The 25,106-nt window shown below is 63.6% G+C and carries 29 protein-coding genes, 1 tRNA gene and 1 pseudogene; 18 read left to right on the top strand and 13 right to left on the bottom strand.

Features of this window, described 5'->3' with window-relative positions:
• Positions 1-16: 16 nt before the first annotated feature.
• Together rnk and radC are read right to left on the bottom strand one after the other, a co-directional pair.
• Positions 17-424 (bottom strand): nucleoside diphosphate kinase regulator, encoded by a 408-nt coding sequence (gene rnk / locus ATE71_RS00955; protein WP_058801493.1) that lies wholly within the window; start codon positions 422-424, stop codon positions 17-19.
• 209 nt (positions 425-633) lie between these two features.
• Entirely contained in the window at positions 634-1,311 is a 678-nt protein-coding gene (radC, locus tag ATE71_RS00950) for a RadC family protein (RefSeq protein ID WP_058801492.1), read from the bottom strand.
• Positions 1,312-1,479: 168 nt separating this feature from the next.
• Between radC and ATE71_RS00945 the strand changes: the two genes are divergently transcribed.
• The 8 genes from ATE71_RS00945 (at position 1,480) to ATE71_RS00910 (ending at position 8,033) form a co-directional block, all read left to right on the top strand.
• Positions 1,480-4,638: a YdbH domain-containing protein gene (locus tag ATE71_RS00945; RefSeq protein WP_058801491.1), complete on the top strand. Its 3,159-nt coding sequence runs from the start codon at positions 1,480-1,482 to the stop codon at positions 4,636-4,638.
• 65 nt (positions 4,639-4,703) lie between these two features.
• Entirely contained in the window at positions 4,704-4,850 is a 147-nt protein-coding gene (locus ATE71_RS00940; protein ID WP_160327990.1) for a YnbE family lipoprotein, read from the top strand.
• A gap of 20 nt (positions 4,851-4,870) precedes the next feature.
• A complete protein-coding gene (locus ATE71_RS00935; protein ID WP_414892329.1) occupies positions 4,871-5,266 on the top strand; it encodes a YdbL family protein in 396 nt (131 codons plus the stop codon).
• Between the two features lie 207 nt (positions 5,267-5,473).
• Positions 5,474-5,794, top strand: a complete 321-nt coding sequence (locus ATE71_RS00930) for an AtpZ/AtpI family protein (protein ID WP_058801631.1) — start codon at positions 5,474-5,476, stop codon at positions 5,792-5,794.
• Positions 5,795-5,861: 67 nt separating this feature from the next.
• Positions 5,862-6,647 (top strand): F0F1 ATP synthase subunit A, encoded by a 786-nt coding sequence (locus tag ATE71_RS00925; RefSeq protein ID WP_058801489.1) that lies wholly within the window; start codon positions 5,862-5,864, stop codon positions 6,645-6,647.
• Between the two features lie 41 nt (positions 6,648-6,688).
• Entirely contained in the window at positions 6,689-6,916 is a 228-nt protein-coding gene (locus tag ATE71_RS00920) for a F0F1 ATP synthase subunit C (RefSeq protein WP_003044110.1), read from the top strand.
• A gap of 81 nt (positions 6,917-6,997) precedes the next feature.
• On the top strand, positions 6,998-7,498 hold the full coding sequence (locus ATE71_RS00915) for an ATPase (RefSeq protein ID WP_058801488.1): 501 nt from the start codon (positions 6,998-7,000) through the stop codon (positions 7,496-7,498).
• Positions 7,491-8,033 (top strand): ATP synthase subunit B, encoded by a 543-nt coding sequence (locus ATE71_RS00910; protein ID WP_058801487.1) that lies wholly within the window; start codon positions 7,491-7,493, stop codon positions 8,031-8,033. The genes ATE71_RS00915 and ATE71_RS00910 overlap by 8 nt, the downstream gene beginning before the upstream one ends.
• 62 nt (positions 8,034-8,095) lie before the next feature.
• On the opposite strand, the pseudogene ATE71_RS22655 reads toward ATE71_RS00910, so the two are convergent.
• The 3 genes and pseudogenes from ATE71_RS22655 to ATE71_RS00900 all read right to left on the bottom strand — a co-directional run.
• Positions 8,096-8,338, bottom strand: a pseudogene (locus tag ATE71_RS22655) (glutathione S-transferase C-terminal domain-containing protein); the annotation flags it as partial.
• 21 nt (positions 8,339-8,359) lie between these two features.
• The gene (locus ATE71_RS22650) at positions 8,360-8,743 is read right to left on the bottom strand and encodes a glutathione S-transferase family protein (RefSeq protein WP_201022899.1); all 384 of its coding nucleotides are present in this window, start codon (positions 8,741-8,743) and stop codon (positions 8,360-8,362) included.
• Positions 8,744-8,756: 13 nt separating this feature from the next.
• Positions 8,757-9,476 (bottom strand): SDR family oxidoreductase, encoded by a 720-nt coding sequence (locus ATE71_RS00900; RefSeq protein WP_058801486.1) that lies wholly within the window; start codon positions 9,474-9,476, stop codon positions 8,757-8,759.
• Positions 9,477-9,547: 71 nt separating this feature from the next.
• On the opposite strand from ATE71_RS00900, the gene uvrC reads away from it, so the two are divergent.
• From uvrC to ATE71_RS00865, 7 genes are read left to right on the top strand one after another with little or no spacing between them, the layout of a single operon-like run.
• Positions 9,548-11,482 (top strand): excinuclease ABC subunit UvrC, encoded by a 1,935-nt coding sequence (uvrC, locus tag ATE71_RS00895; RefSeq protein ID WP_058801485.1) that lies wholly within the window; start codon positions 9,548-9,550, stop codon positions 11,480-11,482.
• A 10-nt stretch (positions 11,483-11,492) separates the two neighbouring features.
• On the top strand, positions 11,493-11,885 hold the full coding sequence (locus ATE71_RS00890) for a PaaI family thioesterase (RefSeq protein WP_058801484.1): 393 nt from the start codon (positions 11,493-11,495) through the stop codon (positions 11,883-11,885).
• Positions 11,873-12,610 carry a DNA repair protein RecO gene (gene recO / locus ATE71_RS00885; RefSeq protein ID WP_058801483.1) on the top strand — a complete coding sequence of 246 codons (738 nt, stop codon included), beginning with the start codon at positions 11,873-11,875 and terminating at the stop codon, positions 12,608-12,610. Before ATE71_RS00890 ends, recO begins: the two co-directional genes overlap by 13 nt.
• Positions 12,611-12,658: 48 nt before the next feature.
• Positions 12,659-13,705, top strand: a complete 1,047-nt coding sequence (gene leuB / locus ATE71_RS00880; protein WP_058801482.1) for a 3-isopropylmalate dehydrogenase — start codon at positions 12,659-12,661, stop codon at positions 13,703-13,705.
• A 5-nt stretch (positions 13,706-13,710) separates the two neighbouring features.
• Entirely contained in the window at positions 13,711-14,916 is a 1,206-nt protein-coding gene (locus ATE71_RS00875; RefSeq protein ID WP_058801481.1) for a trans-sulfuration enzyme family protein, read from the top strand.
• Between the two features lie 17 nt (positions 14,917-14,933).
• The gene (gene apaG, locus ATE71_RS00870; RefSeq protein ID WP_058801630.1) at positions 14,934-15,335 is read left to right on the top strand and encodes a Co2+/Mg2+ efflux protein ApaG; all 402 of its coding nucleotides are present in this window, start codon (positions 14,934-14,936) and stop codon (positions 15,333-15,335) included.
• Entirely contained in the window at positions 15,332-16,123 is a 792-nt protein-coding gene (locus ATE71_RS00865; RefSeq protein ID WP_058801480.1) for a LysR family transcriptional regulator, read from the top strand. Before apaG ends, ATE71_RS00865 begins: the two co-directional genes overlap by 4 nt.
• On the opposite strand, the gene ATE71_RS00860 is transcribed toward ATE71_RS00865, so the two are convergent.
• The 4 genes from ATE71_RS00860 to parE form a co-directional block, all read right to left on the bottom strand.
• Positions 16,124-17,437, bottom strand: a complete 1,314-nt coding sequence (locus ATE71_RS00860) for a serine hydrolase (RefSeq protein ID WP_058801479.1) — start codon at positions 17,435-17,437, stop codon at positions 16,124-16,126.
• Positions 17,434-18,021 carry a hypothetical protein gene (locus ATE71_RS00855; protein WP_058801478.1) on the bottom strand — a complete coding sequence of 196 codons (588 nt, stop codon included), beginning with the start codon at positions 18,019-18,021 and terminating at the stop codon, positions 17,434-17,436. The genes ATE71_RS00860 and ATE71_RS00855 overlap by 4 nt, the downstream gene beginning before the upstream one ends.
• On the bottom strand, positions 18,018-18,542 hold the full coding sequence (locus tag ATE71_RS00850; protein WP_201022898.1) for an RNA polymerase sigma factor: 525 nt from the start codon (positions 18,540-18,542) through the stop codon (positions 18,018-18,020). Before ATE71_RS00850 ends, ATE71_RS00855 begins: the two co-directional genes overlap by 4 nt.
• Before the next feature lie 82 nt (positions 18,543-18,624).
• Complete coding sequence (gene parE, locus ATE71_RS00845) at positions 18,625-20,604, bottom strand: DNA topoisomerase IV subunit B (protein ID WP_058801476.1); 1,980 nt, start codon at positions 20,602-20,604, stop codon at positions 18,625-18,627.
• Positions 20,605-20,762: 158 nt separating this feature from the next.
• Here parE and ATE71_RS00840 point away from each other — a divergent pair, with 158 nt between their 5' ends.
• Positions 20,763-21,599 (top strand): outer membrane protein, encoded by an 837-nt coding sequence (locus ATE71_RS00840; RefSeq protein WP_058801475.1) that lies wholly within the window; start codon positions 20,763-20,765, stop codon positions 21,597-21,599.
• Between the two features lie 57 nt (positions 21,600-21,656).
• Here ATE71_RS00840 and ATE71_RS00835 read toward each other — a convergent pair whose 3' ends face one another.
• Positions 21,657-22,052, bottom strand: a complete 396-nt coding sequence (locus ATE71_RS00835; RefSeq protein ID WP_058801474.1) for a PaaI family thioesterase — start codon at positions 22,050-22,052, stop codon at positions 21,657-21,659.
• A gap of 9 nt (positions 22,053-22,061) precedes the next feature.
• Entirely contained in the window at positions 22,062-22,751 is a 690-nt protein-coding gene (locus tag ATE71_RS00830) for a GcrA family cell cycle regulator (RefSeq protein ID WP_058801473.1), read from the bottom strand.
• A 123-nt stretch (positions 22,752-22,874) separates the two neighbouring features.
• Here ATE71_RS00830 and ATE71_RS00825 point away from each other — a divergent pair, with 123 nt between their 5' ends.
• Positions 22,875-23,747, top strand: a complete 873-nt coding sequence (locus ATE71_RS00825) for an ABC transporter permease (protein WP_058801472.1) — start codon at positions 22,875-22,877, stop codon at positions 23,745-23,747.
• Between the two features lie 5 nt (positions 23,748-23,752).
• On the opposite strand, the gene hspQ is transcribed toward ATE71_RS00825, so the two are convergent.
• Positions 23,753-24,127 (bottom strand): heat shock protein HspQ, encoded by a 375-nt coding sequence (gene hspQ, locus ATE71_RS00820; protein ID WP_058801471.1) that lies wholly within the window; start codon positions 24,125-24,127, stop codon positions 23,753-23,755.
• Between the two features lie 178 nt (positions 24,128-24,305).
• Between hspQ and ATE71_RS00815 the strand changes: the two genes are divergently transcribed.
• Complete coding sequence (locus tag ATE71_RS00815) at positions 24,306-24,932, top strand: Yip1 family protein (protein WP_235587849.1); 627 nt, start codon at positions 24,306-24,308, stop codon at positions 24,930-24,932.
• A 55-nt stretch (positions 24,933-24,987) separates the two neighbouring features.
• Here the strand turns inward: ATE71_RS00815 and ATE71_RS00810 are convergent.
• Positions 24,988-25,077, bottom strand: a tRNA-Ser gene (locus ATE71_RS00810).
• Positions 25,078-25,106 lie beyond the last annotated feature (29 nt).

The raw sequence follows: 25,106 nt of genomic DNA, 5'->3' as shown, positions 1-25,106 counted from the left end.
TCACTGTGCGGGCGGCCTATTCGGGCTGGTCGACCGATATGATCGTGAGACAATGTTCGATGCCACCACGGTCGGGCCAATTGATCGATTGCCCGACGCTGAGGCCGATAAGGCCCGCGCCGACAGGGGTCAAAATCGACATTCGTCCCTCCGCAATGTCGGCATCGGCGGGATATACCAAGCGCACCGTCCGCTTGGCACCGCTCTTTTCGTCGACGAATGTTACGCTTGAACCCATGGTGACGACGTCAGGGGCGATTTGGGAGCGCTCGCAAATCGCTGCGCGATCGATTTCGTCGAGTAGTAGGTCATAGAAGCGGGCCGAGTCGCGTTGCTGCTGCAGCGTCAGTTCGGTCAGTGCGTCGGCTTCGCTGTCAATCATGCGGATATGGGGCATCTTGGCCCTGCTTTTCTTGATATTCATGGCGCGGACTTTCCGGTGGGCGCGCGGCCGAAGCCACACGCGAACAACGTTTTTACGGAAACTGCCCCGGGGCCCGGGGTAATAGCGCCGGAACCCGGGGCTAAATGCCCGCGAGAAGCTGTCCCCCGTGATGGCGGAAGCGGAAGAGGCCGCATCGAATCTGCATGACTGCGACGATGTCCAAGATCGCTACCGGAGTCAAATCGGGCTCACAGCAAACCCAGTGCGCGGAAACTGCGATAATCGGAGCCGCCGATAATGATATGATCGTGCAGCGCGATCCCCAGCTTGGCCGCTGCGGCCGCGATTTCGCGCGTTATGGCGATGTCCTGCCGGCTCGGTTCGGGGCTTCCGCTCGGATGATTGTGAACCAGGATGATCGCCGAGGCGCCGAGTTCCAGCGCGCGCTTGATTACCTCGCGCACATAGATTGCCGACTGATCGATCGATCCTTCGCTCGCCAATTCGTCGCGGATCAGCATGTTGCGCGAATTGAGATAGAGGACGCGGACGCGCTCGATGTCGATCGGCCCCATGTCGGCGCGCAGCCAGTCGAGCAACGCATCCCAGCTGGAAAGCAGGGGCTTATCGCGAAATTCGTCCTTCAGCAGCCGAAGACTCGTCGCTTGGGCGATCTTGAGAGCGGCGATGCCGGTGTCGCCGAGTCTGTCAATCCGACGCAGCGATTCGGGATCGGCGCTCACGAGCTGCGCCACCGACCCGAATTCGCGCAGCAGCGCTTTCGCCAGCGGTTTGGTGTCGCGGCGAGGGATCGCAAGGGCGAGGAGATATTCGATCAATTCATAGTCAGCGAGGCCGCTTGGATCGTCGAGCAGGCGAGACCGCAAACGCGAACGATGGCCCAAATGATCCGGCGTGTCCCCCATGGGCTCGCATTAACCGCCTTGTGACGCGCACTCAACGCTCATAGGACAGGATGATGGCGAACCGGACCAATTTCCTGCATCGAAACGGGATTTCCGGCGTTCGTGCCTTGAACAACATGCGGGTCGAGGGACGAGATTTAGCAGCCATGACGTCATCGGCGAACGATCATGACTGAACCGGAAGACGCGATCGCGCCGAAGTGGAAGCATCGAACGCTGCTCTTCAAGAAGCGCTGGATGACCGCTGGCGCGGTCGTGATCGTCGTTGGCGCGGTGTGGATCGCGCGCGAACCGATCGCCGACAAATTTATTCGCGATCAGCTCGGTAGCCGCGACGTCCCCGCGCAATACCGGATCGACCGGATCGGCTTCCGCAGCGAAATCCTGTCGAACATTGTCATCGGTGACCCGAAACGCCCCGACCTGACGGCGAGGAAGGTCGAGGTACTGCTCGGCTATGGCTGGTCGGGGCCCTATGTCTCGGAGATCCGCGCTGACGGTGTCCGGCTCTACGGCCGCTTCGTCGACGGGCAACTCTCGTTCGGCGCGCTCGACAAGTTTCGCGATCCCGACAGCACCGACCCCTTCGCCTTGCCCGACCTGTCGGTTGCGCTGCGCGATGCGCGGTCGCGTGTCGAAACGCCGTGGGGCAATATCGGCGCCGCGCTGAACGGCGACGGCAATCTGAGGCGCGATTTTACCGGCAAGCTGGCGCTGGTCGCACCCAGAGTGGTGGCAGCGGGATGCAGGGGCAGCGGGATAAGCTTTTACGGGACTTTGCGCGTCCGCGCCATCCGGCCGCAACTTGTCGGACCGCTGCGTGGGCGGACGCTACGCTGCGCCGACGGCAGCGTCACCGCATCGGCGCCCCAGATCGGACTCGACCTGTCGCTCTCCGAAGACCTCCAAAGCTGGAAAGGTACCGCCGATGCCAGCATCGCGCAGCTTGTCGCGGGCCCGCTGCAAGCCGACCGGCTGGGCGTGCTGGCGCGTTTCGAAGGCAGCGCCGTCAAAACCGATCTCGCCATTGATGCCGATATGGCGCGCCTCCGCGGAACCGATTTCGCCGCGGCAACCGTTAGCCTCGACGCCAAGGGCAGCGTGGGCAGCGCCGCGCCCAAATTCGACGGTCGAGTTAGCTTCGGGCGCGCAAGCGGCAGCGCGGCGCTCCGCCGGTCGCTTGCCGACAGCGCGCGCGGACTTGCCGGAACGCCAATCGGGCCGCTCGCTGCGAAAGCCGTCGGTGCGTTGAGCCGCGTGCTGGCCGATGCGAGCGGCAGCGCGGGTTTCGAACTGGCGGGTGAGGGGCCGACAGCGCGCGTCGACCTGATCGCTCCCGAATTGACGAGCGCAAGCGGCGCGCATTTCTTCGGCAGCGCCGACAGCCGTGTCGGTTATCTTTATGGCACCGACGAGCCCGCCGTGATTGCGACGGGGCGTTGGAGCATCGCGGGCGGCGGATTGCCCTCGGGGACGCTAAGCATCGATCGCAGCGCCGAAGGAAAAGTTAAGGGGCTGGCCAGTTTCGATCCCTATAGCGCCGATACCGCGCGGCTCGCCCTGACGCCGGTGCGCTTTTCGGGCGGCGCCGGCCAGCCAATGCGCTTTGAAACCGCGGCAACGCTGTCGGGGCCGCTCGCTGGCGGGCGCTTGGAACAGCTGACGATGCCGCTGCGCGGCTATCTCGCGCCCACGGGTGCGCTCGCCTTCGACGGCGGATGCAGCCGCGTCGCCATCGACCGGGTCGCGATCAGCGGCTTTCGATTCGGCCGAAGCACGGTCGACCTGTGCAGTCGTCCTGGGGCGCCGCTGCTCAGTGCCGGTAACGACGGGCTGCGCGGCAATATCCGCATTCCCGGCATCGCCTTGCGCGGATCGAGCGGCAGTTCGCCATTCAGCTTGAAAAGCGGGCCGGCGTCCGTCGACCTATCCACGATGCGCTGGTCGCTGGCACGCGCCGATATCCGGCTGGGCGAGGGGGAAAGCGTGACGCGCTTTGCCGCCGATAGCCTGACTGGACGATCGACGCCGCAAGGAATGGCCGGAGACCTTCGCGGCGCGAGCGGCAAGATTGGTGCGGTGCCGCTCAATATGCGCGAGATTGCCGGGCAATGGCGCTTTGCGGAGGGCGCGCTGACGCTCGATGGCGGGCTGCTGCTCACCGACGCGGCGCCAGAGCCGCGTTTCTTTCCGCTTGTCAGCGACGATTCGACGCTGCGTTTCGCGAATGGCGTCATCGAAGCGAAAGCAGGCTTCAACGAGCAAAAGACGGGGAAGAAAATCCTCGATACGCTGATCCGCCACCGGCTGGCCGATAGCATCGGCTCGGCCGACCTGACGGTGAAGGAACTGCGCTTCAACGATGCGTTCCAGCCCGATCAACTGACCAGCTTGGCGCTGGGCGTCGTTGCCAATGTGCAGGGTTCGGTGGTGGGCGACGGCAGGATCGACTGGACCGCCGACGGGGTCACGAGCCGAGGAACTTTCGCCACCGCCGACGCGAGCCTCGCCGCCGCCTTCGGCCCCGTGACGGGGTTGACGACGACGCTCAGCTTCGACGATTTGATCGGGCTCAAGTCGGCACCGGGACAGATCGCGAAGATTGAGGAGATCAATCCGGGGATTCCCGTAATTGACGGTGAGATCGAATATCGTCTTCTCGGCGACAACCGCGTTCGCATCGAGGGCGGAAGCTGGCCCTTTGGCGGCGGCAGGTTGCTGCTCCATCCGACGACGCTCGATTTCAATGCAGACAAGGCTCGCCGGCTGAGTTTCGACATCGTCGGGGTTGATGCCGCAGTATTCCTGCAAAGTTTCGGTTTCGACAATATCAATGCGACGGGCGTGTTCGACGGAACCCTTCCGGTTGAATTCGACGGGCTGGGCGGCCGTATTGTGGGCGGCCGCATCGATTCGCGCGCCGGCGGCGGCACGCTTGCCTATGTCGGCGAATTGTCCAACCGCAATCTTGGTACCATCGCCAATTTTGCCTTTGGCGCGCTGCGCAGCCTGAAATATGACGATCTGACGATCATATTGAACGGGGACCTCGACGGCGAAATGGTGACCGATATCCGTTTCGGCGGTGTGGGGCAGGGGGAAGGTGCGACACGCAACTTCTTGACCAATCAGGTTGCGAAGCTCCCTCTCGTCTTCAACGTGAAGATCCGCGCGCCTTTCCGCCAACTGCTGACGTCGGCCAAGGGGTTTTACGACCCCTCGTTGCTGATCGAACAGAATCTGCCGACGCTGATGCGCGCGCAGGAAGAAGCCGAAAAAGCAAAGATCGTCCCCGTTCAGCCCCCAGAAAGCGAGCCCGTGCAATGAATATGACCAAGACTGGAGCGAGGAGGTTTGCCATAAGCGGTCGGAGTCTGGCGGTAATCACGGGAATGTCGGCCCTCGCGGGCTGTGTCCAGATCGATACCCCCGACAAGCCGATCGAGATCAATCTGAACATCAACATCCGTCAGGAAGTGGTGTACAGGCTGGATGGCGATGCCAAGAAGCTCATCGAGCAGAATAGCGAGATATTCTGATGGGGAAGAATGAGATGCGTATGATGACGTGGAAACCGACCGGCCTGGCCCTTGCCGCGATTGCAGCGACCGCTGCGGTGGCTCTTGGGGTACCGTCGGCGATGGCCCAGCGCGATCCGGCTTACGCCGCCGCGCGCGCCGCCGGCCAGATCGGCGAGCAACCCGACGGCTATCTTGGTTTTGCGACGACGCCGACCCCCGCGATCCGCGCCCTGGTTCAGGACCTGAACATCAAGCGCAAAGCGGCTTATACCGCGAGCGCGCAATCGACCGGCAGCACCGTCGAGCAATTCGCTTTTACCAGCGGCTGCAACCTGATCGCCAAGACCAAGCCGGGCGAGAAATATCAGACCCCAGGCGGCGCGTGGAAAACGCGCGATGCGAGCCCGCCCGAACGCGATGCGCGCTGCCCGTAATCGAAATCGAACAATGGGGCCCAAGGGGCTCCCACATGCCGCCGCGCCCCTAAACGCGGCGGCATTTTTGTGCGCACAAGCAGAAGCATTGACTTAATCCGGCGTCGTTCCTAAACGGACCGCGCCTTAGGGGTCCCCCGAATTTTCGGGCCTTTTTTCGCAGGCGGAATCGGACGTTTCCGGTTCTGTTTCAGGAGGATGGCACAAATGACGGGGAACGGCAGCGATCCGGAACCAGCTTCGGAGGATTCGCGCCTGGTCTCGCTCGAAGAGCGATTGGACCGGGCCGAAGCCGCAGAAGCGAAACGGACCGCAGTGAACGCCGGACCGGAATCCGACGCCAATTACCGGCTCGGCAACCGCGTTCTGGCTGAACTGCTGGGCGGACTGATCGGCGGAGCCTTGTTCGGCTGGCTGATCGACCGCTTCGCGGGAACGTCACCCTGGGGCCTGTTGGGGATGTTGTTCATGGGGATCGTCGTGGCCTTCCGGAATATCATCCGCATCTCTTCGACGCCTCGCAACTAGCGGGGCGCAAACGAAATTCTTCGGCGGGACGGCTTCAAGCCGCCTCGCCATATGCGTGGAGTGAATAGTGGCGGCGGAATCCGGCAAGATCGACCCGATGCACCAGTTCGAGGTGACCCCGCTCGGCGGCGGCTTCAACCTTGGGGGGCACGAAGTCGTGTTCACGAACAGCGCGCTATGGATGGTGGTTGCGGCGATCACGCTCGGCCTGTTCATGTGGGGCGGGATGCGCCGCCAGCTCGTTCCGGGCCGCTGGCAGGCCGCGGTCGAAGGCTTCACCGGCTTTATTTCCAGCATGATGATGGCGAATATCGGCACCGAAGGGCGTAGATATACGCCCTATGTCTTCTCGCTCTTCATGTTCATCCTCTTCTGCAACCTGCTCGGTATGTTGCCGCTGGGCGTGCTGGGGCTCCACCCCTTCACCGTCACCAGCCACATCGCGATCACCGGCGTTCTCGCGCTGATCAGTTTCGCTATCGTCCTTGTCGTGGGTTTCTGGCGCCATGGCCTGCATTTCTTTTCGCTCTTCGTGCCGCATGGCACGCCGCTGCCGATGATTCCGATCATCGCGCCGATCGAGTTCGTGTCGTTCATGGTCCGCCCGTTCAGCCTCGGCCTGCGGCTATTCGTCGCGATGACTGCGGGGCACGTGCTACTTAAAGTGCTTTCGGGCTTCGTGATCAATGGTTTCAACGCCGAAACGCTGTGGCTCGGATCGATCGTCTCGGTGCTCAGCTTCACGCTGATGATCGGTATCAGCGCGCTCGAGCTGCTCGTTGCCGGCATCCAGGCCTATGTTTTCGCCCTGTTGACTTCGCTGTACATCAACGACGCAGTCAACCTTCACTAATTTTGTTTTATAATAAACATTTACACCAAGGAGTTATTACAATGGACGCAGAAGCAGCAAAGCTGATCGGTGCCGGTCTGGCCGCTATCGGTGCCGGCATGGCCGCCATCGGTGTGGGTAACGTGTTCGGCAGCTTCCTCGAAAGCGCGCTGCGCAACCCCGCTGCGGCCGATGGTCAGCAGGGTCGCCTGTTCATCGGCTTCGCCGCCGCCGAACTTCTCGGCCTGCTGGCGTTCGTCGTCGCGATGATCCTGCTCTTCGTCGTCTGATTTCGACGATATTTGGCGAGGCCGGCCCCCGCGGGATCGGCCTCGCCGCAGGTTTCTTGAATAATTTAAGGTTCGCCTTTCATGCCCCAGATAGCCCAGCTAACCGCTGACAATTGGTATCTTGCCTCGCAGCTCTTCTGGCTGCTGGTCGTGTTCGCCGGCATTTATGTCGTGATCGGCCGCGGTATGCTGCCCAAGATCGAAGCGACGGTGGATGCGCGCGACCGCAAGGTTGCCGACGATCTGGCGGCGGCGAAGGCGGCCCATGCCGCGGCCGATGCGCTCGAGGAAAACTATCGCCAACAGGGCGATGCCAGCCGCGCGGCCGCGCAGAAGGCCGTGGCCGAAGCTAAGGACAAGGCCGCGAAAGACGCCGAAAAGCGTCTTGCGAAGGTCGATGCCGAATTGGGCGAGAAGCTGTCGGCCGCCGAAACGGATGTTGCCGCAGCACGTAAGTCGGCCATGGCGGAAATCGAATCGGTTGCGGCCGAAGCGGCAAGCGACCTCGTCGCCAAGCTGTCGGGCGCCAAGGTTGCGGCTGGCGATGCGAAGGCGGCGGTGAAGGCGGTGCTCCATGGATAATTTCCTTATCATCCTTTCGGAAGCCGCCGGTGAGGCCCATGCCACGCCCAAGGCGTTCGGTATGGATGCGACCGTCTGGGTCTCGATCGCGATGCTCGTCTTCCTGGGTATTCTCGTCTGGAAGGGCGTTCCGGGCGCGATCGGCGCGATGCTCGACAAACGCATCGCAGAGATTTCGAAGCAGCTGAACGAAGCGGAACAGCTGCGCCTCGACGCCGAATCGCTGAAGGCCGAATATGAGGCGAAGCTTGCTGACGCCGCGCGGGAAGCCGACGAGATGCGTGCGCGCGCCGATGCCGAGGCCGAGGCGCTCGTCGCCAAGGCCAAGGCCGACGCGACCGCGCTGATCGCGCGCCGCAAGCAGATGGCCGAAGACCGCATAGCCGCGGCTGAGGCTGGTGCGCTTGCTGAAGTCCGCACCGCTGCGGCCAAGGCAGCGACCGAGGCGGCTGCAAAGCTGATCGCAGACAAGCATGATGCGGTCGCCGACAAGGCGCTTATCGATCGGGCTATCGCGGACGTCGCTAAGGCCTGACCCGCTACACTACTCAAGAATATGAAGCGCCCGCGGATTCCCGCGGGCGTTTTGTTTTTCGGCTATTCCGATCCGGCCAGGCCGGCGACCCATGCTTTTGTCGCCGGACAATTGTCCATTGCCCGACGATAGGCGTCGCGCGCAGTCGTTCGGGCGATATAGTCCAGTTCGGCGGCGGCGAAGTCGAAACCGATCGTTCGCTGGGCGAATTCGAGCGCGTATGTCACCGAGATATCGGCGGCGGTGAAGCGATCCCCCGCGATATAGGGCGCACGAGCGAGCTGGCGGCTCACCAGACCAAATCGGCTTTTGAAGCTATCGAGCGCCTATCCCGTCGTCCAGTTCTCGCGCTCTTTTTCCGGGGCTAGGATGGTCGTCGCAATGATCGTGTTGACCGGCCCGGCCAGTCCCGCTTCCCCCATGTGAAGGAACTGCTGATAGACCGGAAATCTGGATTCATCTGGCGCCGGAGCCAATGAGCCGGGGCCATACCGCGCGAGCAGATATTCGATGATCGCGATCGATTCGACCATCACCGCGTCGCCATCGACGATCGCGGGAATGAAGCCGGCGGGATTGATCGCGAGAAACTCGGTGTCCTTTTCGAGCCCGTCGAGCAAATCGACCTGTCGCAGCCGATAGGGAAGGCCCATCTCTTCGAGCAGCCAGGCGATTCGGAAGCCGCGGCCCTCGCCATAAAGGGTGATCATTGGCCGTTGCCTCTTAAAACCTGATCATGATCCGGCGCGCGAGCGCGGGCGAGACGCTGTGCACCAGCTGGAGCAGCTTCACCATCCCGACATTCACCTCACTTTTTCCCGTGCGGATTCCGCGAATGATCTCGGCAGCACAGTCGTGCGCGCTCATCTTCTTGCCCGTGCGGCCCGCGGTCATGTTCGTTTCGACGACGGGGGGCAGCGCCTCGATCACGCGGACATTGCTGTCTTTGAGCAGGTGGCGGATCGCCTGCGTATAGCTGCGCAATCCCGCCTTGGTCGCGCAATAGATCGACCCACCCGCGCGCGGCGCGATCGCGAGGCCCGAGGTGACGTTGACGATGGCGGCCTCGGGCTGGGCCCGGAGCGTTGGCAAGAGCCGCGTGCAGAGCGCGATCGGCGCGTCGAGGTTGGTGCGGATGCAATGCGCCGCGCTTTCGAGCGTCTCGGGCCTGTCGAGTTCATACTCGCTGCCGACCCCCGCATTGTTGACGAGCAGGGCCAGCGGCCTGTGCGCAACGCCGCTGACGACCGTATCGACGCCCGCCGGGACCGAAAGGTCGCCCGCAATCGTGCCGAAACCGAGCGCCGCCATCGCCTGCAATTTTTCCGCCGAGCGACCTGTGACGATGACGTCGGCGCCAGCGGCCTGAAGCTGGAGCGCGATCTCGCGCCCGATGCCGTCGCTGCCGCCGGTGACCAGTGCGAGCTTTCCATGCAAATCCATGCGACCCCTCCCATGAGCTTTTACCTCGCGCACTATGGCGGGTCGCATCGCCATCGCCTACATGGAAAATCATGGCCCGCCCGAATGCTCCCGACCGATTCAACGAAGAAAAAGCGACCTATGTGATCCGCGGCGGCGGCGAGGAGGGCGGCCAGCCCGACCTCGAACGCGGCGCCGAAGCGATCCGCAGCGTCGTGCGCAAATTGCCGGCGCGGCCCGGGGTGTACAGGATGCTCGATGCGCGCGGCGACGTGCTCTATGTCGGCAAGGCGCGCGCGCTTAAGAACCGGGTGAGCAATTACACCCAGGTCGCGCGGCTGCCACAGCGGTTGCAGCGCATGGTGTCGCAGACGCGCGCGATGGAGATCGTCACGACGACCAGCGAGGCCGAGGCGCTGCTGCTCGAGGCGCAGTTGATCAAGCGCTATCGCCCGCCGTATAATGTGCTGCTGCGCGACGACAAAAGCTTTCCCTTCATCCTGCTGCGCACCGATCATGATTTCCCGCGCGTGCAAAAGCATCGCGGCGCGCGGCGCGCCAAGGGGCGTTATTACGGCCCGTTCGCGAGCGCGGGGTCGGTGGGCCAGACGCTCAACGCGCTACAGAAGACCTTCCTGCTGAGGAGCTGCACCGACAGCTTCTTCGCCAACCGCTCGCGCCCGTGCCTGCTCTATCAGATCAAGCGGTGCAGCGCGCCGTGCGTCGACCGCATTTCGAAGGATGATTATGCAGGGCTGGTGAGCGACGCGCAGGACTTTCTCGAAGGCCGCTCGACCGCTGTGCAGAAGCGGTTGGGCGACGCGATGACCAAGGCCGCCGACGCGATGGATTATGAGCAGGCGGCGGTGATCCGCGACCGGCTGAAATCACTGACCTTCATCCAGGGCAGCCAGTCGGTGCATGCCGACGGGCTCGGCGACGCCGATGTTTTCGCGCTCGCCGCGAAGGGCGGGCAGCTATGCATCGCGGGCTTCTTCATCCGCGGCGGGCAGAATTGGGGGCACCGCAGCTTTTTTCCGGCGCATATCGCGGGCGTGCCCGAGAGCGAAGTGATGGCGAGCTTCCTGATGCAATTCTACGAAGGCGTGCCGCCGCCGAAGCTGATCCTCGTCGATCGCGAGCCCGACGAGTGCGAATTGCTCGCCGAGGCGCTGGGCGAGAGCGCGAACCGGAGGGTCGAAATCAGCGTGCCGCAGCGCGGCAACCGCCGCCGCCTGCTCGAACAGGCGGTCCGCAATGCCGGCGAGGAACTCGATCGGCGGCTGGCGGAAAGCAGCAGCCAGGCGAAGCTCGGGCGCGAACTTGCCGAATTGTTCGATCTGGAGAGCCCGCCGCGGCGCATCGAAATCTACGACAACAGCCATATCCAGGGCACCAACGCGCTGGGTGCGATGGTCGTCGCGGGCCCCGAGGGCTGGATCAAGGGCGCCTATCGCAAGTTCAACATCAAGCGCGCCGAGACACAGCCGGGCGACGATTTCGCGATGATGCGCGAGGTGTTCGAGCGCCGTTTCGCACGCGCGATCGAGGAGGACCCCGAACGGACGAAGGGCGAATGGCCCGACCTCGTGCTGATCGACGGCGGAAAGGGGCAGGTATCGGCGGCGGGCGCGGTGCTCGCCGAACTCGGCATCGATGACCTTACTTATGTCGGCGTCGCCAAGGGGCCCGACCGCAACGCGGGGCGCGAGACCTTCTACCACCCTGACGGGCGTGAATTCACGCTGCCGCCTAACAATGCGGTGCTCTTCTACATCCAGCGGCTGCGTGACGAGGCGCATCGTTTCGCGATCGGCGCGCACCGCCAGAAACGCGCCAAGGCGATGGGCACCTCGCCGCTCGACGAGGTGCCCGGCATCGGCCCGGCGCGCAAGAAGGCGCTGCTGATGCATTTTGGCACCGCGCGAGCGGTGCGCGGAGCCAGTCTGGAAGATTTGCAGAAAGCGCCGGGCGTCAGCGCAGCGGTCGCGCAAGCGGTGCATGATTTCTATCATTCGGGACGGTGAGAGGAAGAGGATGGATTTTGCAGCAGCCATGCCGCTGGCGGGAACGCTCGGGGTCACGATCGCCGAGGGCAGTAAGGAGCGCGTCGCGGGCAAGCTACCCGTGCGGCCCGACATTTGCACTGCGGGCGGCATCGTCCATGGCGGGGCGATCATGGCGTTTGCCGACTGCCTTGGAGCCGTAGGTGCCTTCCTGACGCTGCCCGAAGGCGCCAGCGGCACAACGACGATCGAGAGCAAGACCAATTTCCTCGGTGCCGGGCCGGTCGGGGCTACGCTCGTTGGTGAGGCGACCCCGGTGAAGATCGGCAAGCGGCTGTCGGTATGGCAGACGCGCATCCGCACCGAGGATGGCGCCGAGGTCGCGCTGGTGACCCAGACGCAGATGGTGCTTTGGCCGGCCTGACCGCCGAGGCAATCGTCTGCGCGGTACGCGCGCATGGCGAGCATGGCGTGATCCTGCGCGCGCTGACCGGTGAGGCCGGGCTGGTCGCGGGTTATGTGCGTGGCGGGCGGTCGACGCGGTTGCGGCCGATCTTGATTCCGGGGAATCTGGTCGCGCTCGAACTGCGCGCACGGACCGAAGAGCAGCTGGGCGGTGCGACTGCCGAACTGCTCGAAAGCCGCGCGCCGTTGCTCGCCGAGCCGCTCGCGGCGGCAGCGATCAACTGGACGACGAGCCTCACAGCATCGGTTCTGCCGGAAAGCCAGCCTTACCCAGTGCTTTATTCGGCGCTGTCCGCGGTTCTGGACGCAATTGGCGTTGCCTCATCCGCCCGTCAATGGGCGGCCGCGCTGGCGCGTTACGAACTCCTGTTGCTGGCAGAACTGGGTTTCGGATTGAATCTGGAGGAATGCGTCGTAACGGGTTCGCGCGACGAACTCGCCTTCGTCAGCCCCAAATCGGGCGGTGCGGTCAGCGTCGGCGCGGCCGCAGGGTATGAAGACCGCCTCTTTCGCCTGCCACCCTTCCTGTGCGGACAGGATGCCCGCCCGTCGATGGGTGATGTGCTCGACGGCCTCGCCGTTACCGGACATTTCCTCGACCGCGATGTCCTCGACGGGCGAAACCGCGACTTGCTGACCGTAAGGGAAAGATTGATCGACCGGCTGGGCAGGGCGGTTGCGTGACGCCGCGCCGCTGTCTAAGCGGCTGGCGAGACACGAAAGGGCGACATAGTGCAAATCCTGCTGCTGGCTGGCGACGGTATCGGTCCGGAAATCATGACGGAGGCCGAGAAGGTCCTTGCCGCGCTCGCGCTTCCCGTGACGCTCGACCGTGCACTCGTCGGCGGGGCGGCCTATGAAGCGACCGGCCATCCGCTGCCGTCCGAAACGCTCGCCAAGGCGAAGGCAGCGGATGCCATCCTCTTCGGCGCCGTCGGCGACCCCCGTTTCGACAATGTCGAACGCCATTTGCGTCCCGAACAGGCGATCCTCGGCCTACGCGCCGAGCTCGGTCTCTTCGCCAATCTGCGCCCTGCCAAGCTGTTCGCGGGGCTCGAAGGCAGCTCGGCGCTGCGACCCGAAGTCGCCTCGGCAATCGACCTCTTGATCGTCCGCGAGCTGAATGGCGACGTCTATTTCGGCGAAAAGGGCACGCGCACGACGTCAAGTGGCGAGCGCGAAGGCTATGACGTCATGTCGTATAGCGAAAGCGAAGTGCGGCGCATCGCGCATGTCGCCTTCCGCGCGGCGCAGGGGCGGGCCAAGCGGCTCTGCTCGGTCGACAAGGCGAATGTGCTCGAAACCTCGCAGCTGTGGCGCGATGTGGTGATCGAGGTCGCGAAGAATTATCCCGACGTCGAACTTACCCATATGTATGTCGATAATGCCGCGATGCAGCTGGTGCGCAATCCGGGGCAGTTTGACGTCGTCGTCACCGGCAACTTGTTCGGCGATATCCTGTCCGACCAAGCGTCAATGTGCGTCGGGTCGATCGGTCTCCTCGCGTCGGCGTCGCTGAGCGAAGGCAAGCAGGGGCTGTACGAGCCGATTCATGGCAGCGCCCCCGACATCGCGGGCAAGGGCATCGCCAACCCGCTCGCGATGATCCTGTCGCTCGCGATGCTGCTCCGCCACTCGGGCGGAGACGAGGCGAGCGCGACGCGGATCGAGGCCGCGGTGGCCGAGGTACTGGCGGACGGTGCGCGCGGTGCGGATCTGGGAGGCAATATGGGAACGGCGGCATTGGGCGACGCGGTTGTTTCGGCTTTGAACGGATAGATGAGATGAAAAAGACAACGGGTTTCGACCGCCGCAAGACGAAGAGCTGGCACCCTGCGACGCAAGCAGTGCGCGGCGGGACGTGGCGCAGCGAGCATGGCGAAACCTCGGAAGCGCTCTTCCTCTCGTCCGGCTACACCTATGACAGCGCCGAGGAAGTCGCGGCGCGCTTCGCCGGCGAAGAACAGGGCATGACCTATTCGCGCCTGCAAAACCCGACGGTCGCGATGCTCGAGGAGCGGATCGCACTGATGGAAGGGGCCGAGGCGTGCCGGGCGCAAGCGACGGGTATGGCCGCGATGACGACGGCCTTGCTCTGCCAGCTGTCGGCGGGGGATCATGTCGTCGCCGCCAAGGCGGCCTTCGGCTCATGCCGCTGGCTCGTCGATCATCTCTGTCCGCGCTTTGGGATCGAAACGACCGTCGTCGACGGTCGCGATAACGATGCGTGGGAAAGGGCAATCAGGCCGAACACGAAGGTGTTTTTCTTTGAAACCCCAGCGAATCCGACGATGGATATCGTCGACATGAAGCACGTCTGCGCGCTGGCGAAGGCGCACGGTGTCACGACGGTGGTCGACAATGCCTTTGCAACGAGCGTGCTCCAGCGGCCCATGAACTTCGGCGCCGATGTCGTCGCCTATTCGGCGACCAAGCTGATGGACGGGCAGGGGCGCGTGCTCGCCGGCGCGGTTTGCGGGTCGGACAAGTTCATCAATGACGTGCTGCTGCCGTTCCAGCGTAACACTGGGCCGAACCTGTCGCCGTTCAACGCGTGGGTCGTGCTTAAAGGGCTTGAAACACTTGATCTGCGTGCGCGGCGCCAATCCGAAAACGCGCTCGCGGTCGGCAAATTCGTCGAAAGCCGCGTTCCGCGCATCCTGCATCCGGGGCTCGCGAGCCACCCGCAGCACAATCTGGCGATGAGCCAGATGGAGGCATGCGGACCGATCTTTTCCTTCGTTCTCGAAGGACGCGAACAGGCGATGGCGCTGCTCAACGCGCTCGAACTTGTTGATATCTCGAACAATATCGGCGACTCTCGTAGCCTTTGCTGCCATCCGGCGTCGACAACCCACTATAGCGTCAGCGCCGAGGCGCGCGCCGATATGGGCGTGGTCGAGGGCATGCTGCGGATCAATATCGGGCTTGAAGACCCGCGCGATGTGATTGCCGATCTGGACCAGGCATTGACCAAGGTCGGGCTTTGAGCGACGTTGGCGCCTCGATGATCGACTCTTTCTTTCCCTTTGCGGCGACCACCGGGTCGATCACCGTACGCGTGGCGGTCAGCTACCTGCCCGAACAATCGCACCCGGCGCTCGGCCGCTGGTTTTGGGCCTATCACGTCCGCGTCGAAAATCGTGGCGACGATGCGGTGCAGTTGATCAGCCGCCATTGGCGGATCAGCGACGGGCGCGGTCAGGTCAGCGAAGTCGAAGGCGAAGGGGTCGTCGGCGAGCAGCCATTGATACTTCCCGGCGGCGCTTACGACTATGTTTCGGGCTGCCCGCTTCCCACCCCCGAGGGATCGATGGTTGGCAGCTATGCGATGGAGTTGGGCGACGGCTCGCAGATGCTCGTCGCCATCCCGCACTTTCCGCTCCAGGCGCCCGCGACCGCGTCATGAAGCGCACGCACCTGCCCCTCAACGCGCTCCGCGTCTTCGACGCCGCTGCCCGGCACCTGAGCTTCACGCGCGCCGCCGACGAACTGGCGGTGACCCCCGCCGCGGTGGGGCAGCAGATTCGTGCGCTCGAAGATATGCTCGGCGTCGTGCTGTTCCGGCGCACGCCCAAGGGGCTGGAGCTCACCGGCGAAGCTAATGCCGGGCTCGATGCGCTGCGTCAGGGTTTTTTGCAGTTCGAAGAATCGGTGCGCGCGATGCAGGCAGGCCAATCGTCGCAGTCGCTGACAATTGCAGCGCCGCGCGACCTGACCGCCAAATGGCTCGCGCCGCGGCTCGCCCGCTACAGCCAGCAGGCGCCCGATGTGCGCTTCACGCTCGTGTCGGCCGATAGCGGCATCGACTTCACCGAAGCCAATCTCGACCTTGCGATCTTCTGGACCGATGGGGCGGGTGAGCATGAGGGCGTTGCGCTTTCCGATCCGCTGATGGTTACCGTCGCGGGCCCGGGAAGCGAGAGCGAGACGCGCATCGCGTGGCCGGGCTGTCCCGCCGAAGAGGGTGAACCAGCGCTGCGGCTCGGCGATGCGGGGCTCGCGATCGACGCGGCGGCAAACGGGCTGGGGCAGGCGAGCGTCCCCGCTATGCTCGCCGAAGCTGACATCGCAGCTGGCCGCGTTCACCTCGTGCGCGAGGCTTTTCCGGTCAAGCGCGGCTATTGGCTTGTCGCCCCGACCCCGCAATGGCGGCAGGCCAAGGTCAAGGCGCTCGTCGCCGCGCTGACCGCCTGATCATTTCGCCGCGAGCGCCAGTAGCCGCGTGACCAACCCGACCATAGTGTCGGTCGCCACCGCCGCGTCGGGATTGTTCCAGCTCGCTGTCACGACGAACCATTTGCTGTCGGATTTGCGCTGTCCGAGCAGGCTCATGGATATCACCCCGAGTTCGGATCCCCCTTTGTAGCCTAGATAGGCCCAAGGTTCGGCGGGGCCAGCGCCGCCTACGCCATTATTGATTGCCATCGCGGCGAGAGCGGTATCCGAGCCGCGTGCGCGAAGGTCGATCATCGCGCGGACGATGTCGTTGGGGCTGGCGAACCATTCGAGACTGTCGATGAAGCGCGGGCCGCCCGAAAAGCTGATCCCATCGACGTTGGGCAGGATCAGCCGGTCGGCATTTGCATCGATCAACGTCCGCTGTGCCTTGTCGTCGCCGGCAATAAAGGTGGCACGTTCTGCCGCGAAATTGTCGCCCTTGAGGGCGAAGGCTTCGACCGTGGTCAGGAAGGGGATGTTGCGCGAGGCCGCGCTGTGCCCCGCAGCGCGCATCCGCGCCTCGATATTTTCGCGGCCGAGCAGGTGGATCAGCGTATCGGTGGCGCTGTTGTCGCTGACCGACATCATCCAGTTGGCGAGGCTCTGTACAGTAACAGGCGTGTCTTTCGGCCAGTTCGCGGTCCCGGCGGAAGAGAAGCTTTGGTGCGAAAGCGGAACGACCTCGGACCACTGCCGCTTGCCTGCCGCGACCTGCGCCGCCAGCTCGTCGAGGATATAGAGTTTGAAAGTCGAACCGATCGCGAACTGCGTGTCGGCGCGTGCCGAGGCAACCGGCCTGATCGCTTCGCCGTCGATCTCGGCGACGAGGAAACCAGCGCGGCCTGGGAGCTCCGCGATTTCCGCCGCGACCTTTTCGAAGCTGTCGTTAGCCGCCGTGAAGTTGGTGATGCGCAAACCGGAGACGCGCGCATCGGTGCCAGGGCCGACTTCCAGCGCAATCGTCGCTACACCCTTTTCGAAGCGGAGCAAGACGGTGCCCGCGCGGCCGTTGGATGTCGTTACCTTATCAACGGACAGCGGCTTGCCATATTGCGCGACGAGGCCTGCGGTTATCGCCTTAAACTGCGCTTCGGATATGGCGGTCTGGAAGGTTGTATCGAAATAGTCGGCAAAGGCGACGCGCTCGGTGAGCAGGTTGACGAGCTGCGCCGCGCGCCGCTCGAAGGCAGTGTCCGCTACCTCCGCCATTTCGGTCGACTGGATCGCATGCGCGGCGGTCGGCCCCGTCAGCACGGCGGCGCATAGGGCCGCGAGCAGCATCTTGGTCATCGGCTATCTCCGTCAAAAATGGTTGTATGATCGATCCGCGCGATCCGCTCGCGTAGTATGGCTGCGGCGCGGCGGTTAAGGATCCATACCCCGCCGAACACCAGCAACTGGAGCGCGACGACGAAGAGGAATACGAGCGAGTCGCCCATCCCGCTTGCCTTGGCCTGTCCGAGCATGAAGACCAGCAGGCCCGGGACGAAAGGCGCGAGATACCAGCGGCCGACGCGGGCGAGCATATGCTCCTCGCGTACCAGCCGTTCACGGTAATAGCCGCTGATGTCCTGCGCCTCGGCGTCCGGATCGGGCCGCGACGTGCGACGGGCGAGCTGCCACGCGACGACCAGCGCGCCCGCGATGACGAGCAAGCTGCCGATCTTGATCAGCGGTTCGGAGAAGATCGCGGCGTACAGGGCAAAAACGACGATCACTAACGCAGTTGCGGCATATTCGCGTCGATTGCGGCGGCGTATGGCGTCGCCAAATCGTCCCGCCTGGCGCTTGATCTCTTCGAGTGCGAGCGGTTCGAAGGCGGGCTGGCTGTCGTGCCAGAGGGCATGGAGCCCCTTGTCGGAAAAATCGGTCATCTTGCGTCTCCGGCGCCGGCAAAGCGGCGCGTCAGCATGGATTTGAAACGATGGACCTTCGCCGCGACCACATCGGGCGACACGCCCGTAACCGTGCCGATCTCCGCCGCGGCAACACCCTCCAGATAGAGAAGCAATATCTGGCGGTCGGGCGGATCAAGCCGATCGATGATCGACAGGATAAGCGCCATTGCGTGTTCGCTGTCGGCGTGTTCGAACGGCGTCGCGGCGGCGTCGGCGATCTCGACATCCTCAATCGAAGACCAGCCGCGCTGCGCATGCCGTTTATTCGCGAGCATGTGCGAGGTAGCGCGATTGTGTGCGACGCGCCACACCCAGGTGCTGAGCGAGCAGCGGCCGTCGAAGGTGGCAAAACTCTGCCACAGCGCGACCTGTAATTCCTGCTCGAGATCACGCCGCAACTCGGCATCGGCTTCATAGCCGCGCGCGAGCCGGGCCAGCGCGCCGCCGAAGCGGTCGATCGCTTCCGCGAAAAGCCGATCCTGATCCCCCTCGGCCACTCCTTTCTCCCATCGTTCGTGTCGCATATCCCTTTAGTCGGCAGGGCAGCGGTTTTCTGACGGAAGGAACGAATTTTTTTCGTCAGGCGTCGATTGCCGCCTCGTCGAGCGTCGCAGCATTAGCCTGGATGAACTGGAAGCGATGCTCGGGATGCTTGCCCATCAGCCGGTCGACCAGGTCCTTAACCTGGTGCCGTTCCTCATATTCCTGCGGCAGCGTAACGCGCAGCAGGCTGCGCGTCGCCGGGTCCATCGTCGTTTCCTTCAATTGGCCGGGGTTCATTTCGCCCAAGCCCTTGAAGCGGCCGACATCGACCTTCTTGCCCTTGAACATAGTCGCCTCGAGCTCGGCGCGGTGCGCGTCGTCGCGCGCATAGGCCGAAATATTCCCTGCGGTCAGGCGATAGAGCGGCGGCTGCGCAAGGTAGACATGGCCCTCGCGCACGATGTCGGGCATTTCCTGGAAGAAAAAGGTCATCAGCAACGTCGCGATATGCGCGCCGTCGACGTCGGCATCGGTCATGATCACGATTTTCTCGTAGCGCAGGCGATCGGCGTCGCAATCCTTGCGCATCCCGCAGCCAAGCGCGAGCGCGAGGTCGGCGATTTCCTGATTGGCGCGAATCTTGTCCGCGCTGGCGCTCGCGACGTTCAATATCTTGCCGCGGATCGGAAGAATCGCCTGGGTCTTGCGGTCGCGCGCCTGCTTGGCGCTGCCGCCGGCGCTGTCGCCTTCGACGATGAACAATTCCGTGCCTTCGGGGCCGTCGTTCGCGCAGTCGGTGAGCTTTCCAGGCAGGCGCAGCTTGCGGCCGCTGGTCGCTGTCTTGCGCTTGACCTCGCGTTCGGCCTTGCGCTTCAACCGCTCGTCCATTCGGTCGAGGACAAGGCCGAGCAGCGCGCGGCCGCGATCCATATTGTCCGACAGGAAATGGTCGAAATGGTCGCGCACGGCATTTTCGGTGAAGCGCGCGGCTTCGGGGCTCGAAAGACGGTCCTTGGTCTGGCTCTGGAACTGCGGCTCGCGGATGAAGACCGACAGCATCATCTCGCCGCCGTTGAACACATCCTCGGCGGTGATCTGCGCCGCCTTCTTCTGCCCGATCAGTTCGCCAAAGGCACGCAGACCCTTGGTCAGCGCCGCGCGGAGCCCTGCCTCATGGGTGCCGCCCGCCGGGGTCGGGATGGTGTTGCAATACCAGCTGTAAGATCCGTCGGACCAGAGCGGCCAGGCGATCGCCCATTCGGCGCGGCCCTGCTCACCGGGAAATTCCTGCCGCCCCACGAAAGGCTCGGCAGTTGCGCATTCACGCGTACCGATCTGTTCCTTCAAATGGTCGGCGAGGCCGCCAGGGAACTGGAACACCGCCTCGGCGGGGGTGTCGTCGCCGATCAGCTCGGCGGCGCATTTCCAGCGGATTTCGACGCCAGCGAACAAATAGGCTTTCGACCGCGCCATGCGATAGAGACGCTGCGGCTTGAAACGGCCATGCTCGCCGAAGATTTCGGGATCGGGGACGAAGGACACGCTCGTCCCGCGGCGATTGGGGGTCGGGCCTAGCTCTTCTAGCCCGCCAAGCGGAGCGCCGCGCGAAAAGCGCTGGCGATAGAGCAGCTTGTTGCGTGCAACCTCGATCACCGTGTCGGTCGACAGGGCGTTGACAACGCTGACGCCAACGCCGTGGAGGCCGCCCGACGTCGCATAGGCCTTGCCTTCGAACTTCCCGCCCGAGTGCAGCATGGTCATAATGACCTCGAGTGCCGACTTGCCCGGGAACTTCGGGTGCGGATCGACGGGCATGCCACGTCCATTGTCGACGACGGTCAGCCGGTTGCCGGCATCGAGCGTGATCTCAATGCGCGTCGCGTGGCCCGCGACGGCTTCGTCCATGCTGTTGTCGATGACTTCGGCGGCAAGGTGATGGAGCGCGCGCTCGTCGGTGCCACCGATATACATGCCCGGACGCCGACGCACGGGTTCGAGCCCTTCCAGCACCTCGATCTGCGAAGCATTGTAGCTCTCGTTGGTGGGGCTCGCGGCGTCGAACAAATCGTGACTCATGCCTCCGCTATAGGGGGCTGGAAAGGCGGCTGGCAAGGCCGCTTTTCGGCGCTTCCGCTTCACTCGGTTCATCCCGTTTCTGTGCAATTGGGGAACTTTGAATGAACGTGGCGGGTTGGGGAGCCGACTGCAAAGTCATTCAAAAAGTGGAGCAAAAAATGAAGAACCTCTCTCTCCTCGCCGCGCTTGCGGCCGGTGCGGCGGCGATGCCCGCCATGGCCCAGGATGATCGCGACACCTCGCAGGATTTCGATGGGCCCTATGTCAGCATCGTTGGCGGCGCGACGCTGCAGGGTAGCGACCGCGGCGAAACACTCGTATTCGACACCGACCGCGACGGCACCTATGGCGACCAAGTGACGACTTCGGGCGGTGCGAACGCCTTTTCGCCGGGCTTCTGCAACGGCGCCGCAACCACCAGCACGCCCGGCGCCGGGTGCAAGAACGACAAGGACGGTCCGGAATATTTCGGGCGACTGGGATATGACAAGCGCATGGGCAATTTCGTCCTCGGCGCAGTCGTCGAGGCCGGACGCAGCGAGGCGCGCGACAGCGTCAGCGGCTTTTCCACGACGCCTGCGCGCTACACGATGAGCCGCGAAGCCGATTGGCAGGCCGGCGCTCGGCTCCGCGCCGGCTATACGCCCGGCGGCGGCGCGCTGTTTTATGTGACCGGCGGCGGCGCCTATGCGAAGCTCGACAATCGTTTCACGACGAGCAACACCGCGAACAGCTTTGCCGACAACGGACGGACCAATGCCTGGGGCTATTCCGCCGGTGGCGGCGCCGAAGTCATGGTGACCAAGAATATCGCGGTCGGGCTCGAATATCTTTACACCGACCTCAAGGACAAGGACTATGTCGTGAACGTCGGGGCGGGCACCGCGCCGCCGACCAATCCCTTCCTGCTCGATGGCGGCGGTACCGACATCCAGCGCAGCAGCGCGCATTTCCGCACGCACAGCGTGCGTGGTTCGCTCAGTTTCCGCTTCTGACCTCTTGGGAGCGGAACCGGGAGGCGTCGGATCGAGAGGTCCGGCGCCTTTCGTGTGTCAGGAACCCGGCGCAGCAAAAATGGCGAAATTGCCATTGGCGCTACTGACCAGGCGACCGTCTTGATGCAGCTTCGCTTCGATGTTGGCGACGCGCTTGCCGCGGTGCAGCACCTGCGCTTCGCAGGTCAGGCGCCCTTCACCCACGCGTATGTGGTAGTTGAACTTGATTTCGAGCGTCGCGCACCATTGATCATCGGGCAGGAGGCTGGTCAGCGCCCCCCCCATGGCGGTGTCGGCGAGCGAATAGGCGACGCCGCCATGCGCCGCGCCTTGCGGGCTGAAATGCCGCTGCGGTTCGATATCGATCGCCATCGTGCAGCGACCATCGCCGCGCTCGACCATTTGCATGCCGAGCGCGCGGGCAAATTCGAAATCCTGCCCGAAGGGCCGCACCGGGCGCCCTTAACGAACCCGGGGGCCGCCAAAGGGCGGGGGCGGGGGCGGGCGACGCGTGCCGCGCGGCAACTGCGCCTGATAGGCACGGCCGCAATGTTCGACGCAATAAGGGAAGCCGGGGTTCACCGCTTCGCCGCAGAAATGGAAATCGGGTTCCCCCGGATGCCCCATCGGCCAGCGGCAAATGCGGTCGTTGAGGTCGAGCAGGCTCGTCTTGTCGGCGATTTCGGGGCTCGGCTTCGCGGGTACCAGCCGGCGCGGCGGCGCGGGCGGAATCGGCGCCTGCTGGTCGCCCGGGCCTTGGCGAATGAAGCCGCCGGGACCGATCGACACGATACGCGGCGCGTCGGGCTTCGGCGCCGTATCCGCACCCTCTTCGTTCGACGCCGCGACGGCGGGCCTTGGCTCGATTTTCGGAGCGACAGCGACAGGCCGTTGTGCCGAAGGCGCAGCGGGGCGAGCTGCGGCAACGGGCGCGGCGGCCTTGGGCGCAGGGGGCGCCGCAGGCCTCGAAGGCTTCGCTACCTTTTCGGTTGCCTTCACGGGTGACGGGCGCGATTTCAGGCCGAGGCGGTGCGCCTTGCCGATCACTGCGTTGCGGCTTACGCCGCCCAATTCGTCGGCGATCTGGCTGGCAGTCAGCCCTTTTTCCCACATGCTGCGCAAGCTTTCGATGCGCTCATCGGTCCATGACATGTTCAATTCCTTATCATTGCCCGCCGCGGGCGATTTGGCGACCCGGATTGCCGGCCCTTCAGAACCGGCAGCAGTCGCTGCCCAGCTTGCGGTAAGATCGGGGAGGCGATAGGCGAGAACGCCATGAACGACCAGCCCCAAATTTCGCGCCCCGACTCGACAAATCCCGACGCGCCCGCAAGCTTTGCCGAACCCGGCGTGCCTCATATCTACACCCTGAACGTTCCGGGTATGCAGGCGCTATATGTCAAAGAGGTAAGGCGGTTTTTCAAGGTCCAGCTGCAAACTATCTGGGCTCCTGCGATTACGACGCTCCTGTTCCTCGTTATTTTTACCGTTGCACTGGGCGGTGCAGGCCGGACAGTCATTGGCGTACCGTTCGCCGATTTTATTGCACCCGGGCTTATCATGATGGCGATGCTCCAGAACAGCTTCGCCAATTCCAGTTTCTCGCTGCTCGTCGGCAAAATTCAGGGGACGATCGTCGATTATCTGATGCCGCCGCTTGCGGTCGGCGAGCTGATTATCGCGCTGGTCGGCGCCGCAATCACCCGCGCGATCCTCGTCGGGCTGGCGCTTTGGTTCGCGATGCTTTTTTGGCCCGGCGTCCATGTCGGACCCGATCATTTGTGGGCGGTGGCCCTGTTCGGCGTCCTAGGAGCAATGATGCTCGGTTTTCTGGGCTTGATCACCTCGGTCTGGGCCGAAAAATTCGACCATGCGGCCGCCGTGACCAATTTCGTCGTGACCCCGCTCGCGCTCTTGTCGGGCACATTCTATTCGGTCGACAAACTTGCGCCCTGGTTCCAGACGATCGCGCACGGCAACCCCGTCTATTACGCGATCATGGGCTTTCGCTATGGCTTTATCGGCACGGTCGATTCGACGATCGCCAACCCGATCCTTACCGCGGTGCTGATGCTCTTCGCGGTCAATATCGTACTCGGCGTCGTCACCTATCGCCTGCTCGCGTCAGGCTGGAAACTGAAGGCGTGAACCATTTAGTGGCGGTGGAGCGCGCGAACGCGGTAGCGTCCCTGGTCGAGCCCGTCGAACATCGCTTCGATCTGCGGATGATCGATGGGACCGCCATCGCCATCAGCGATTAGATTTTGTTGGCTTACATAGGCAATGTAGGATGAATCGCCGTTTTCGGCGAGCAAGTGGTAATAGGGTTGCTCTTTCGAGGGGCGGATTTCCTCGGGGATTGCTTCGTACCATTCGTCAGTGTTCGCAAAGACGGGGTCGATGTCAAACACGACGCCGCGAAAGTCGAACATGCGATGGCGCACGATGTCGCCCGGCGCAAATCGCGCGCGGCCGATCAGCGGGGCAGTAACGGTTGCAGGAAGTTCGGAAGAGGACTCGGGTGTCATAGGGTCAATCTATGGCGGTTTACGCGTGTTTCAAGTCCGTTACATTCGCACGGGCCGCGCTTTGCCGAATCGGCTGTGATCAGCGTTACAGATGGACTGGCCAATCGGGCTAAATTGCTCCTCTGGCTTGTGCATTTCCCGTTCGGGATGCGGGCCGCATCTTCAGGGGAGAAGCATTATGGCTGACATTCCACCCAATATGTCCGGACCTTCATCCGGCATCGTCCAGCGCGCGAAAGATATCCTGCTCAAGCCGAAGGAAACATGGCCGGTCATCGCAGCCGAACCGGCAACGACGCAGTCGATATATGTCCCTTATGTTGTCCTGCTCGCGGCGATCGGGCCGATCGCGCAGTTCGTCGGCGGGCAGGTTTTCGGTTTTACCGCCTTTGGCGTCACTTATCACCCGCCGATCGGAAGCGCATTGGGTTCGGCGATTTTATCCTACGGCCTGACGCTCGCGACCGTCTTCATCCTCGCGCTCGTCATCGACGGGCTGGCACCCAATTTCGGCGGGCAGAAGGACCAGACCCAAGCGCTGAAGGTCGCTGCCTATTCGGGGACCGCGGGCTGGGTCGGCGCGATCTTCGGGCTCATTCCCGCGCTCGGGCTGATCGGTGCACTGTTCGGCCTCTATGGCCTCTATCTTCTCTACCTCGGGCTTCCGGTGCTGATGAAGGCGCCCAAAGACAAAGCGCTTGGCTACACCGCGGTCGTCGTCATCGTCGCGATCGTGCTGTTCCTGATCGTCGGCGCCGTCGTCGCATCTTTGACCGCGCCGTCGCTGCTCAGCATCCGGGGCTGAGAACAACGCGGCCGTCCCGGGGCGGTCGTGGCCCGTGGTCGAATTCAGGAAAAAATGGAGGAGAGTGAGGGATTCGAACCCTCGGTACCGTTGCCGGCACTTCGCATTTCGAGTGCGACGCTTTCGACCACTCAGCCAACTCTCCTCGCTGAGAGGTGACGCCCCTAGCGGCGG

It is taken from the genome of Sphingopyxis sp. H115, assembly GCF_001468465.1.
Classification (GTDB): domain Bacteria; phylum Pseudomonadota; class Alphaproteobacteria; order Sphingomonadales; family Sphingomonadaceae; genus Sphingopyxis.
The sequence above is the reverse complement of the archived record's forward strand: the minus strand, read 5'-3'. Positions and strand labels throughout refer to the sequence as shown.